Genomic DNA, 13,205 nt, shown 5'->3' with positions numbered 1-13,205 from the left:
CCGTGTCCGCCGCGCCGGCCCGTGCGCCTCCGGCGCCTCAGGCCCCTTCCGGCTCCGCGCACAGCCGGCGCAGGGCCGCCCCGCAGCGGCGGGCGTGGGCCTGCTGCAGGCCGCGGGTCGCCGGGCCGCCCGCGCGGGAGTACCACCTGGCCGCCCTGCTGAAGGCGGCGACCGTGAGCCAGACCGTGCCGTCGCCGGTGCGGTCGACCACGAAGGCCTCCTCGCCGCATTCGGGGTGGCCCGCCAGGGTGCCGTAGGCCCAGCCGGCGCGGCGGGGTTCCGTCACCGTCCACACGACACGGCAGGGGGCCTTGACCAGGCCGGCCAGGGTGACCGTGACGTCCACGCCGGGGGCCGCACGGTCGGCGCCCGCGTCGATGCCGACGCCCACCGCGCGGTGCATCCGCCAGGTGAGGACCGCCTCGGCCGCCCGGCGGAAGAGCTCCGGGCCCTCGCCGAGGCGCGTGCGCACGAACATCGGGTGGAAGCCGGGCGGGCAGAAGCCGAGGTCGTCGCGCGTCGCGCCGACCGGCTCGTAGGTGAAGGGCGCCGAGGACATGGGTCACAAGAGTAGGGCGGTACCCGCGAGAATCGCCTCCCGGGTACCGCCCGACATCGACTACCGTCAGGTCAGCTGACGTTGACCGCCGCCCAGGCCGCCGCCACGGCCTGGTACTCGGCGCTGGAGGAGCCGTACAGGGCCGACGCCGCGTTCAGGGTCGCCGTGCGGGCGGCCTTGTAGTTGGTCGTCGAGGTCATGTACGTGGTCAGCGCCTTGTACCAGATCTGCAGCGCCTTGGCGCGGCCGATGCCGGTGACGGCGGAGCCGTTGTACGTCGGCGAGTTGTAGGACACGCCGTTGATGGTCTTCGCGCCGCTGCCCTCGGACAGCAGGTAGAAGAAGTGGTTCGCGACGCCGGACGAGTAGTGCACGTCCTTGCTGCCGACGGACGAGGACCAGTAGTCGGCGGAGCCGCCGTCCTTGCTGGGCTTGTCCATGTAGCGCAGCGGGCTGCCGTCGCCGTTGATGTTGATCTCCTCGCCGATGAGGTAGTCACCGGGGTCGGAGGCGTTGTTGGCGTACCACTCGACGCCGGTGCCGAAGATGTCGGAGGTGGCCTCGTTCAGGCCGCCCGACTCGCCGGAGTAGTTGAGGCCGGCGGTGTTGGAGGTGACGCCGTGGCTCATCTCGTGGCCCGCGACGTCCAGCGAGGTCAGCGGGTGGGTGTTGCCCGAGCCGTCGCCGTAGGTCATGCAGAAGCAGCTGTCGTCCCAGAACGCGTTGACGTACGAGTTGCCGTAGTGGACGCGGGAGTAGGCCGCGGCACCGTTGTTCTTGATGCCGCTGCGGCCGAAGGTGTTCTTGTAGAAGTCCCACGTGACCGCGGCGCCGTAGGCGGCGTCGGCGGCGGCCGTCTGGTCGGTGGTGGAGCTGGAGGCCACACCGGTGCCCCAGACGTCGTCGGCGTCGGTGAACAGCGTGCCGGTGCCGGAGGTCTTGTGGGCCAGGTTGTAGGTCTTGTGGCTGCCGCGCGTGGTGTCGTTCAGCTGGTAGGTCGAGCCCGACAGCGTGGTGTTCAGGGTGACCGTGCCGGAGTACAGGGTCTTGCCGGTTCCGGTCTCGATGCCCTGGTACTCGTAGAGCTTCTTGCCGGTGGCGGCGTCGGTGATGACGTGCAGCTGGTTGGGGGTGCCGTCGTCCTGGAGGCCGCCGACGACCGTCTCGTAGGCGAGGACGGGCTTGCCGGAGCCGGCCCAGATCACCTTGCGGGCGCCGTCCGAGGAGGTCTTGGCGGAGCCCAGCGTCCGGGCGGCGCTCACGGCCTGCTTCTCCGCCTTGGCGGCGGTGATCTGCGGCTTGAGCGAGGCCAGCTTGATGGCCGTCTTGTTCGCCTTGGTGACGCCCTCGGTCTTGCCCGACTTGGCGGTGTGGACGATCAGGTCGCCGCCGAGCACCGGCAGGCCGGCGTAGGTGCGCTCGTAGCGGGTGTGCAGCGTGCCGTCGACGTCCTTGACGACGTCCTTGACGACGAGCTTCTCCTTGGCGCCGAGGCCTATCTGCTGCGCGGTCCCGGCCGCGTCGGCCTGCGCCTGCTGGATCAGCGTGGTGCGGGCGGCGGCGGTCAGGGTGGTCGGGGCGGCCGCCAGGGGCTTGGCGGCGGCGGACCCGGCCGGGGTCTGGGCGGAGGCACTGGTGGTCAGACCGGTGGAGAGTAGGGCTCCGGCGGCGACAGCGGTGGCGATGGCCAGAGTGGTGCGCTTGTGACGCGCGTAGAGGGGGCTCACGGAAGCTCCTTCTCGTGGGGGAGACCGGACAGCGTGGGGTTACTGGCCGGAAGTGGGCCGATGTGGAGTTGCTGTGTGCTGCGGCGGGTGGAGAGAGAGTGACATCAGGGGCGCGTACATGTCAGGACCCTGAAGTGATGTTGGCTGAAAGTCGACCGTCAGGTGAATGTTGCAGCCGTGTGAACGGGTGCCGTTCGAGGGCGGAGGTGCCGCGGGCGCCGCCCTGTTACCGGGTTCGATGCGTGTGGTTTACGGGAACGTCAGCTTCCACCCGTTGATCGTCCCGGTGTCATAAGTGGCCTGATCCTGCACCCTCAACTTCCAGGTGCCGTCGGCCGGTTCCGACGAGGCGTCGACCGTGTAGGTCTCGTTGACGTTGTCCGCCGAGTCGGAGGAGGAGAAGTTCTTCAGGCGGTAGGCGGTGCCCGACGGGCCGATCAGGTCGATCACCAGGTCACCGCGCCAGGTGTGCGCGATGTCGACGCCCACCCGGAGGCCTGCCGGCGCGTTCCCGGTCCTGCCGGAGACGGTGATCGAGGAGGTCACCGCCGGCCCGTTGTCCGGAACGGCCACCGGCGTGGTGCTCTCGTACGACGTGCCGCCGCCGGTGCCGCCCCCGGAGCGCGTGCCGACCCCGACGCCCGCCCAGGCGTCCTGCACGGCCGCGTACTCGGCGCTGGTGGTTCCGTACAGCTCGCCGGCCGCCGCCAGGGTGCCGGTGCGGGCGCCCGCGTAGTTGGTGGTGGACGTCCACTTGGTGGTCAGCGCCCGGTACCAGATCTGCAGCGCCTTGTCCCGGCCGATGCCCGTGACCGGCAGTCCGTCCGCGGTCGGCGAGTCGTAGCCGACGCCGCCCACCACCTTGGCGCCGCTGCCCTCGGACAGCAGGTAGAAGAAGTGGTTCGCGACGCCGGACGAGTAGTGCACGTCCTTGCTGCCGACGGACGAGGACCAGTAGTCGGCGGAGCCGCCGTCCTTGCTGGGCTTGTCCATGTAGCGCAGCGGGCTGCCGTCGCCGTTGATGTTGATCTCCTCGCCGATGAGGTAGTCACCGGGGTCGGAGGCGTTGTTGGCGTACCACTCGACGCCGGTGCCGAAGATGTCGGAGGTGGCCTCGTTCAGGCCGCCCGACTCGCCGGAGTAGTTGAGGCCGGCGGTGTTGGAGGTGACGCCGTGGCTCATCTCGTGGCCCGCGACGTCCAGCGAGGTCAGCGGGTGGGTGTTGCCCGAGCCGTCGCCGTAGGTCATGCAGAAGCAGCTGTCGTCCCAGAACGCGTTGACGTACGAGTTGCCGTAGTGGACGCGGGAGTAGGCCGCGGCACCGTTGTTCTTGATGCCGCTGCGGCCGAAGGTGTTCTTGTAGAAGTCCCACGTGACCGCGGCGCCGTAGGCGGCGTCGGCGGCGGCCGTCTGGTCGGTGGTGGAGCTGGAGGCCACACCGGTGCCCCAGACGTCGTCGGCGTCGGTGAACAGCGTGCCGGTGCCGGAGGTCTTGTGGGCCAGGTTGTAGGTCTTGTGGCTGCCGCGCGTGGTGTCGTTCAGCTGGTAGGTCGAGCCCGACAGCGTGGTGTTCAGGGTGACCGTGCCGGAGTACAGGGTCTTGCCGGTTCCGGTCTCGATGCCCTGGTACTCGTAGAGCTTCTTGCCGGTGGCGGCGTCGGTGATGACGTGCAGCTGGTTGGGGGTGCCGTCGTCCTGGAGGCCGCCGACGACCGTCTCGTAGGCGAGGACGGGCTTGCCGGAGCCGGCCCAGACCACCTTGCGCACGCTGTCGGCGGTGGACCGGGTGCCGCCGAGGGACTCGGCCCGCCGCACGGCCTGCCGCTCGGCGGCCGACTCCGGTACGGCCGGGGTGAGGCCGGGGACCTCCAGGACGGCGTCGGTGGCCTTGACGACACGCCTGGTCGCGCCCGACCTCGCGGTGTCGACGATCAGGTCGCCGCCGAGCACCGGCAGGCCGGCGTAGGTGCGCTCGTAGCGGGTGTGCAGCGTGCCGTCGACGTCCTCGACGACGTCGTGGACGACCAGTTGCTCCCGGGCGCCCAGGCCGAGCGCGCGGGCGGTGTCCGCCTTCGCGGCGTCGGCGTGCCGGATCAGCTCGGCGCGCTGGGAGGGGGTGAGGGCGAGGGCCAGGTGGGCGGGGCCGGCCCCGCCCGTCCGCGGTCCGGCCGGGGCCGCGCTCGCGGCGCCCGCCTGGACGGCGGCGGAGATCAGGGCGGCGACGCCGGCGAGGGCGACGGCGGCGGTGCGGCGGTGCGCGGTGCGGGGCGTGGCGCGGAGGGTGCGTCTGCGGGAGGTGCTTCTCACACTGACTCCTTCTGCGTGACCGCGGGTCGCGCGGCCAGGGAAGACCGGACGGCGGGTCGGGACGTCCGGGCAGAACGGGGCGGTACGCGGAACCACGTGCGCGGCCGGGTCACGAGAAATGTGCGGGAGGTGTGGAGCCGCTGTGAGCCGGCCGTGGGAAGAGTGGCAGGGGATCGGGTGACCTGTCAGGACCATGTCACCAACTTGGCCGGAAATGGTCCGTTGTCCGGATATCCGTGTTCGTTATGCGACCGTTCGCCGTCCTGGTCCCCGGGAGGGCGACGGCCGCTCCGCCGGACGGACCGTCAGGACGCGCGGGAGCGGCCGGTGTCCGCCCCGGGCGCGCGGGACGGTGACGCCGGCCGGACGCACCGGTCCCGGACCGGCGGCCGGCGGTCCGGCCGAAACCCAGTGGGCGCCGCGCGTGCGGATCCGTAGGCTCGCGTCGATGTCCACGACACGTGCAACCACCCGGGACCGCTCGGCCGTCCGCACCCTGCTGCGGCTGTGGCCGTACGTACGCCCCGTGCGGGCCCGCCTGTTCACCGCCGCGGTCGTCGCGGTCGTCGCCTCCTGCACGGGGCTGGTGATCCCCCTCGTCCTGAAGTGGATGGTCGACGGGCCGGTCGCCGGCCGGGACCCGGCCGGGGTGTGGCTCGGGGCGCTGTGCCTGCTGCTGCTCGGCATCGTCGAGGCGGTCCTGTTCGGGACGCGGCGCTGGCTGGTGGCCCGTCCACTGTCGCACGTCGAGGCGGAGATGCGGGCCGGCCTGTACCGGCATCTGCAGCGGCTGCCGGCGGCCTTCCACGACCGGTGGGCGTCCGGCCAACTGCTCTCCCGGGCCACGACCGACCTGATGCTGCTGCGGATGTTCCTCGCCTTCCCGCTGACCTTCCTGCTCGTCAACACGGTGACGATCCTCGTCGGCGTGGTGATCATGTTGGTGCAGGACTGGGTGCTGGGGCTGGTCATCCTCGGTCCCGTCGTCCCGGTCATGTGGACCTGCGTGGTCTTCGAGCGCCGGTACGCCGAGGTCGCGCGGCGCGCGCAGGACCAGGTCGGCGACCTGACGACGGTGGTCGAGGAGAGCGTGCTCGGCATCCGCGTCATCAAGGGCTTCGGCCGGCACCGCAGCCAGGCGCGGGCCTTCCACCTGCTGTCGGGCCGGCTGCGCGGCACGGAACTGCACAAGGCACGGCTGCTGGCGACCATCTGGGGGGTCATCGTGACCCTGCCCGAGGCCGCGATCGGGGCGGCGCTGGTGCTGGGCGCCGTCCGGGTGGCCGACGGGGAGCTGTCCGCGGGGACGCTGGTCGCCTTCCTGAGCACGGCACTCGCGCTGCGGTGGCCGGTGGACTCGATCGGCTTCCTGCTGGCGATGAGCCAGGAGGCGGCGACGGCGACGGAGCGGTACTTCGAGGTGCGGGACGAGGCGCCGGAGGAGGAGACGGCCGGGGGCACCGCCGCGCGCCCGCGCGCGCGGGCCGCCGCGGCGGACGGCCTGCGGTTCGAGGGCGTCCGGTTCCGCCACCCCGACGCCCCGCCCGGCTCCCCGCCCCTCCTGGACCGCGTCGACCTGCACATCCGCCCCGGCGAGTCCATGGCCCTCGTCGGGGCCACCGGCAGCGGGAAGACGACCCTCACCGCCCTCGTGCCGCGCCTGTACGACGTGACCTCCGGCCGCATCACCCTCGACGGCGTGGACATCACCGCGATGTCCCGGGAGGAACTGCGGGCCGAGGTCGCGGTCGCCTTCGAGGACCCCACCCTGTTCTCGGCGAGCGTCGGCGAGAACGTGCTGATGGGAGCCGCCGACGGTGCCGGGAGGGCGGAGCTGGACCGGGCCCTGGCCGTCGCCCGGGCCGAGTTCGTCCACGCGCTGCCCCAGGGGGCGGACACCCGGGTCGGCGAGCAGGGGCTGAGTCTGTCCGGCGGCCAGCGGCAGCGCCTCGCGCTGGCCCGCGCGGTCGTGGGCCGGCCGAGGTTCCTGGTGCTGGACGACCCGCTGTCCGCGCTGGACGTGCACACGGAGGCCGCCGTGGAGGCCGCGCTGCGGCGGGTCCTCGCGGACACCACCGCGCTGATCGTGGCCCACCGCCCGTCCACCGTGCTGCTCGCCGACCGGGTCGCGCTGCTGTCGGGCGGCCGCATCACCGCCGTCGGCACGCACCAGGAACTGCTGCGCGCCGACGCCGAGTACGCGCACCTGATGTCCGGCGAGGAACGAGGGGACCGCCGATGACCACCACGACGACCGCCACCCCGGCCGCGGACGACGACCCCTCCCGCTCTCCGGACCCGGACGGCGCCGGCACCACCGGTGACCCCTTCGACCGGGACGTCCTGCCCGTCGCACCCGGCGCCACGGCCGGCCTGCTGCGCTCGCTGCTCGCCCCCCGAGGGCCCGGGCCGCGGGCGCCATGCTCCTGCTGCTGCTCCAGCAGGCGGCCGCGCAGGCGGGCCCGCTGCTGGTGGCGTACGCCCTCGACCGCGCCGTACCGGCCTTCCGGGACCACGACCGCGGTCCGCTGGCCGCGGTGGCCGTCGGCTACCTGCTGTGCGCGCTGGCCTCCGGCGGGCTGCAGTCCGCGTTCACCGTGGCCTCCGCGCGGGTCAGCCAGGACGTGCTGCTGGACCTGCGGGGCCGGATCTTCCGGCACGCGCAGGCGCTGAGCGTCGACTTCCACGAGCGCTACACCTCGGGCCGGCTGATCTCCCGCTCCACGACGGACGTCGAGTCGCTGCGCGAGCTCCTCAACGAGGGGCTGCAGGAACTGGTGACCGTCGTGCTGTCCTTCGTCTACATCTCGGCGATGCTGCTGTGGCTGGATCCGGGCCTGGGCGCGGTCGCGGTCGCGTCCCTGGTGCCGCTGTACCTGCTCGTACGGCTCTACCAGCGGCGCGCGGGACGGGTGTTCGGGGCGCGGTCCACGGCGATCGCGGCGGTGATCGTGAAGTTCGTGGAGACGATGAACGGCATCCGCCCGGTGCGCGCCTTCCGGCGGGAGGCCGCCAACGACGCCGAGTTCGCCGTGCTGAACCGGCGGCACGAGCGGACGAACGGCGACGCGCTGCTGGAGATGGCCCGGTACGTGGTCGGCTCCCGGCTGGTGGCCAACACGGCGGTCGCGGCGATCGTGCTGTGGGGCGCCCACCGGGTGGCGTCCGGCTCGCTGGAGCTGGGCGTGCTGGCGGCGGCCGTGCTGTACCTGCGGCGGCTGTACGACCCGATCGACCGGCTCGGCATGTTCCTCAACTCCTACCAGTCGGCCGCCGCCTCCCTGGAGAAGATCGCCGGGCTGCTGGCGCAGACCCCGTCCGTGCCGGAGCCGTCGGACCCCCGCGGACTGCCGCCGCTGGAGGACGGCCTCCCGGGCCGGGAGGTCGTCTTCGACGGCGTCCGGTTCACCTACCGCACCGGCGGCGAGGTACTGCCCCGCTTCGACCTGACCCTGCCGGCCGGGCAGACGGTCGCCGTGGTCGGCTCCACGGGCGCCGGCAAGTCCACCCTGGCCAAGCTGCTCGCCCGGTTCTACGACCCCTCCGAGGGCCGCGTGCTGCTGGACGGCGTCGACCTGCGCGAGCTGGCGGCGCCCGAACTGCGGCGCGGGGTCGTCATGGTGACGCAGGAGGCGTTCCTGTTCTCCGGCACGGTCGCGGACAACATCGCGATCGGCCGGCCCGACGCCACCCGCGAGGAGATCGAGCGGGCGGCGGAGGCGATCGGCGCGCACGGGTTCATCCGCGCGCTGCCCGACGGGTACGACACGGACGTCCGCAAGCGGGGCGGGCGCATCTCCGCCGGCCAGCGCCAGCTGGTCGCCTTCGCACGGGCGCTGCTGGCCGATCCGGCGGTGCTGATCCTGGACGAGGCGACCAGCTCGCTGGACGTCCCCGGGGAACGGGCCGTCCAGCGGGCGATGTCGACGGTGCTGCGGGGCCGTACCGCCGTGGTGATCGCCCACCGGCTGTCGACCGTGGAGATCGCGGACCGGGTGCTGGTGATGGAGCGCGGCCGGATCGTGGAGGACGGCCGCCCGGACGAACTCATCGCGGGCACCGGCCGGTTCGCGGACCTGCACCGGGCGTGGCGGGACAGCCTGGCGTGACCGGGTCCCGCCCGGTGGGGGCGGGCGGGATCACGGTATCCCCAGCTCGAACAGCGCGTAGCCCGCGTACGAGCCGGAGGCCACGGCGGCGATGCCCAGCAGGGTGCACTGGACGGGCAGGCTCAGGCGGCGCATGCCGAGGGCCAGGGGGACGAACAGCGGGAAGCAGGGCAGCAGGTAGCGGGAGACGTTGGCGAAGATCTGCCGGCTGCCCAGGACCAGGACCAGCGTGAGCACGGTGTGGACGACCAGCACCGCCGGGGGGCGCAGCCGCAGCAGCAGCGGCAGCAGCGCGCACGCCAGCAGGACCACACCGACCGAGACGGCGTCCGCGAACGGCCACGCGAACAGGTAGTCGAAGTGGCCGACGGGGACGGAGGTGAGCACCTTGAAGGCCAGCCTGCCGTAGTCGAAGCCGTGCGCCCACGCGCCCGATGTCTCCCCGGCGGCCTCCGGCCGGACGGACCGCAGCCCGGCCGGGGCCCCGCAACAGGTCCTCGGCCCGGTGCCGGCCGTCCCGGGTGAGCAGCCGGGCCGGCCGGAACGGCACCGACCGGCGGGCCGCCACGAACGCGTCGTACCCACCGGCCCGGGCCTGCTCCGTCCACGGTCCCCGCCCTCGCCGGCTGTCCGCACCAGAGGAAAGGCCCTGCACCCCCTCCCGCACTGCATCCGGCGGACGTGACCCGTGTCACACGCGGGTGTCGCACGGGGCCGGCCGACACCGGCGGCACGGGCCCGCCCCGCCGGGAGCGGCGGAGCGGGCGGGAGCGGCGGGCCCTACTCCGCCCGGAGCAGCAGGACGGCCCGCTCCGGGACCGTGATCCGCGCGCCCGCCCGGTGCACCGTGCCCGGCGCCCCGGTCTGGTCCTCGCGCGAGGTGTCCACCACCACCTCGTAGCGCTCCGCCCACGGCGGCCCCGGCAGGACGAACCGGGCCGGCCGGTCGCCCGGGTGCAGCACGGCCAGGAAGCTGTCGTCCAGGACGGGCGCGCCCCGCTCGTCCCGGCCCGGTATGTCCCGCCCGGACAGGTACATGCCGAGCGTGGCCGCGGGGGCGTACCAGTCGCCCTCGGTCATCTCCTCGCCCCGCGGGGTGAACCAGGCCAGGTCGCGCAGCCCGTCCGCCGAGTGGGCGCGGCCGGAGAAGAAGGCGCGGCGGCGCAGCACCGGGTGCCGGTGGCGCAGGGCGATCAGCCGGGAGGTCAGGTCGAACAGGGGGCGCCAGGCCGGGTCGTCCAGCAGGGACCAGTCCAGCCAGCTCACCTCGTTGTCCTGGCAGTAGGCGTTGTTGTTGCCGCCCTGGGTGCGGCCGAGTTCGTCGCCGGCCACCAGCATGGGCACGCCGGTGGACAGCAGCAGGGTGGTCAGCAGGTTCCGCAGCTGGCGGCGGCGCAGCGCCCGTATTCGCCCGTCGTCGGTCTCCCCTTCCGCCCCGCAGTTCCAGGACCGGTTGTCGTCCGTGCCGTCCCGGTTGTCCTCGCCGTTGTCCTCGTTGTGCTTGGCCTCGTACGACACCAGGTCGCGCAGGGTGAAACCGTCGTGCGCGGTGACGAAGTTGACCGAGGCGTAGGGGCGCCGGCCGCCCCAGGCGTACAGGTCGCTGGAACCGGACAGCCGGTAGCCGAGGTCGCGCACGTCGGGCAGCGCGCCCCGCCAGAAGTCCCGCACGGCGTTGCGGTAGCGGTCGTTCCACTCCGTCCACAGCGGCGGGAAGGCACCCACCTGGTAGCCGCCGGAGCCGATGTCCCAGGGCTCGGCGATCAGCTTCACCCGGCGCAGCACCGGGTCCTGGGCGATCACCGCCAGGAAGGGGGAGAGCATGTCGACGTCGTGCATGGAGCGGGCGAGCGCGGCGGCCAGGTCGAACCGGAAGCCGTCCACGCCCATCTCCGTGACCCAGTACCGCAGCGAGTCCGTGATCAGGCGCAGCACCTGCGGCTGGACGACGTGCAGGGTGTTGCCGCAGCCGGTGTAGTCGGCGTACCGGCGGGCGTCGTCCTGGAGGCGGTAGTAGCCGCGGTTGTCGATGCCCTTGAGGGACAGCGTGGGACCCAGTTCCCCGGCCTCGGCGGTGTGGTTGTAGACCACGTCGAGGATCACCTCGATGCCGGCCGCGTGCAGCGCGCGGACCATCCGCTTGAACTCGCCGACCTGCTGGCCCGCGGTGCCGGAGGCCGCGTAGGCGGCGTGCGGGGCGAAGTAGCCGATGGAGTTGTAGCCCCAGTAGTTCCTCATGCCCCGGCGCAGCAGGTGGTCCTCGTGCGCGAACTGGTGGACGGGCAGCAGCTCGACGGCCGTGACGCCCAGCCGCACCAGGTGGTCCAGGGCGGCCGGGTGCGCCAGCCCCGCGTAGGTGCCGCGCAGCTCCTCGGGGATGCCGGGGTGCAGCCGGGTGAAGCCCCGCACGTGCAGTTCGTAGATCACCGAGTCCGCCCACGGCGTCTTGGGGCGCCGGTCGCCGGACCAGTCGTCGTCGTCGTGCACGACGACCCCCTTGGGCACGAACGGCGCCGAGTCCCGGTCGTCGCGCACGGTGTCGGCGACGTGCTGCTCCGGCCAGTCCCGCACGTGCCCGTAGACCTCCGGCGGCAGCCGGCCGTAGTCGTTGTCCCCGGACCCGTCCACCGCCCGCGCGTAGGGGTCCAGCAGCAGCTTCGCCGGGTTCCAGCGGGCACCGGTCCACGGGTCCCAGCGGCCGTCCACCCGGTAGCCGTACCGCTGCCCGGGCATCACGCCCGGCACGAAGCCGTGCCAGATCTCGTGCGTCAGCTCGGTCAGCGGGACCTGCGCCTCCCGGCCGCGCTCGTCGAACAGGCACAGCCGGACCGCCTCGGCCCCGCCCGCCCACAGCGCGAAGTTGGTGCCCGCGACCCCGTCCGGGCCGACCCGGAACCGGGCCCCCAGCGGGGTCGGCGCACCCGGCCACACGGGCGGGCCGGACGGCACGGGGCGCCGGGCGCCGCCGGCCGCCGCGGCCTGGTGCCCGCTCTCGGCGGCCGGCTCCTTCGCCCGTGCCCGCTGCTCGGCTGCGCTCGTCACCTGTCGGCCCCTCTTCCCGTGGATCGCCCCGGGGCCCGGGGGCCGGCCGTGCCCGGACCTCCCGGCCCGCGGCACGCCCGGCCGCCCGGTACGGCTGCGCCCCGACGGCTCCGGCGCGGCGCGGCGGCTCCCCTTCCTCGTCCTCCCCCCTGTTCTGCCCAGCGCGGGGGTCGCACTCACGTTTCCCCGCGTCCGCCGCGTCGTTGAGTCCCGTGTGAGGCACGTACAAGGACGCGCACGGCGCGCGGGGGCCGCGCTGGCCGCCGTACTGACATGGGCGGGACTGCTGGCGGGGGCGGCCGGCTGCTCCGCGGACGGCCGGGGCCCGCTGGGCACCGGCGGGCCCCCCGGCAGGCCCCCGGCCCCCGAGGACGTCATCCGCGTCACCCCGGACGACGGCAGCGGGGTCGTCCGTCCCGGCGGGCGGCTGCGGGTGCGGGCGCCCGGCGGCCGGCTGGAGAGGGTGAGCGTCGTCAGGTCCCAGGACGCCCGCGACTCCCCGGTCCCCGGGCACATCGCCGCCGACGGGCGGACCTGGGAACCGGACGAGAAGCGGCTGGCCCTCGCCGCCGAGTACACCGTGGACGCGGTCGCGCGGGACGCCCACGGCCGCCGCGCGGCCCGGCACACCACCTTCACGACGTACGTCCCCGAGGAGCGGTTCATCGGCTACGTCACCCCCGGGAACCGCTCCACGGTCGGCACCGGCATGATCGTCTCCCTCTCCTTCAGCCACGGGATCACCGACCGCGCCGCCGTCGAACGCGCCGTGCGGGTCACCGCCAGGCCGTCCGTGGAGATCCGGCCGCACTGGTTCGGCAGGAGCCGCCTGGACTTCCGCCCCGAGCACTACTGGAAGCCCGGCACCGAGGTCACCGTCGGCCTCCGGCTGCGGGACGTCGAAGGGGCGCCCGGGGTCTACGGGCTGCAGGACCGGACGTTCGCCTTCACCGTCGGCCGCGACCAGGTCTCCCGCGTCGACGCGGCCGGGCACACCATGCAGGTCCGGCGCGACGGACGGCTGCTGGCCACCGTGCCGGTCACCGCGGGCGCCCCCGGGACCGCCACCTACAACGGCAGGATGGTGGTGATGGAGATGTACGAGGTGACCCGCATGGACAGCCGCACGGTCGGCTTCGGCGGCGAGTACGACATCCCCGACGTCCCGCACGCCATGAAGCTCACCGACTCCGGCACCTTCCTGCACGGCAACTACTGGGCGCCGGACGCCCCCGGCCGGGCCAACGTCAGCCACGGCTGCGTGGGCCTCAGGGACGTCAAGGGCGGCAGCCCGGACACCCCCGCGGGCTGGTTCTTCGACCGCAGTCTCATCGGGGACGTCGTCGAGGTCGTGCACAGCCGGGACGGAACGGTCGCCGCCGACAACGGCCTCGGAGGGTGGAACATGACCTGGCGGGAGTGGAAGGCGGGCGGCGCGGTCGAGTGACCGGATCAGGGCCC

Annotated in this window: 6 protein-coding genes and 2 pseudogenes; 3 read left to right on the top strand and 5 right to left on the bottom strand. The window is 73.5% G+C overall.

Annotation, left to right across the window (positions count from 1 at the left end; translation table 11 throughout):
* Positions 1-37: 37 nt before the first annotated feature.
* The 3 genes from QQY24_RS09570 to QQY24_RS09560 all read right to left on the bottom strand — a co-directional run bounded on the left by QQY24_RS09570 (position 38) and on the right by QQY24_RS09560 (position 4,593).
* Complete coding sequence (locus QQY24_RS09570) at positions 38-559, bottom strand: DUF1990 domain-containing protein (protein WP_301972239.1); 522 nt, start codon at positions 557-559, stop codon at positions 38-40.
* Between the two features lie 71 nt (positions 560-630).
* On the bottom strand, positions 631-2,286 hold the full coding sequence (locus tag QQY24_RS09565) for a M4 family metallopeptidase (protein ID WP_301972238.1): 1,656 nt from the start codon (positions 2,284-2,286) through the stop codon (positions 631-633).
* Positions 2,287-2,535: 249 nt separating this feature from the next.
* Complete coding sequence (locus tag QQY24_RS09560) at positions 2,536-4,593, bottom strand: M4 family metallopeptidase (protein ID WP_301972237.1); 2,058 nt, start codon at positions 4,591-4,593, stop codon at positions 2,536-2,538.
* A 448-nt stretch (positions 4,594-5,041) separates the two neighbouring features.
* On the opposite strand from QQY24_RS09560, the gene QQY24_RS09555 reads away from it, so the two are divergent.
* Both QQY24_RS09555 and QQY24_RS09550 read left to right on the top strand, forming a co-directional pair.
* Entirely contained in the window at positions 5,042-6,835 is a 1,794-nt protein-coding gene (locus tag QQY24_RS09555; RefSeq protein ID WP_301972236.1) for an ABC transporter ATP-binding protein, read from the top strand.
* A pseudogene (locus QQY24_RS09550) lies at positions 6,832-8,702 on the top strand (ABC transporter ATP-binding protein). The gene QQY24_RS09555 and the pseudogene QQY24_RS09550 overlap by 4 nt, the downstream one beginning before the upstream one ends.
* Positions 8,703-8,732: 30 nt before the next feature.
* Here QQY24_RS09550 and QQY24_RS09545 read toward each other — a convergent pair.
* Positions 8,733-9,137: pseudogene (locus QQY24_RS09545) on the bottom strand (hypothetical protein); the annotation flags it as partial.
* A gap of 345 nt (positions 9,138-9,482) precedes the next feature.
* Positions 9,483-11,744, bottom strand: a complete 2,262-nt coding sequence (gene glgX / locus QQY24_RS09540; protein ID WP_301972235.1) for a glycogen debranching protein GlgX — start codon at positions 11,742-11,744, stop codon at positions 9,483-9,485.
* 214 nt (positions 11,745-11,958) lie between these two features.
* Between glgX and QQY24_RS09535 the strand changes: the two genes are divergently transcribed.
* Entirely contained in the window at positions 11,959-13,191 is a 1,233-nt protein-coding gene (locus tag QQY24_RS09535; protein WP_301972234.1) for an Ig-like domain-containing protein, read from the top strand.
* Positions 13,192-13,205: the final 14 nt, after the last annotated feature.

The organism is Streptomyces sp. TG1A-8, from assembly GCF_030499535.1.
Taxonomy (GTDB): Bacteria; Actinomycetota; Actinomycetes; order Streptomycetales; family Streptomycetaceae; genus Streptomyces.
This window is presented reverse-complemented; position numbering and strand designations above follow the sequence as displayed.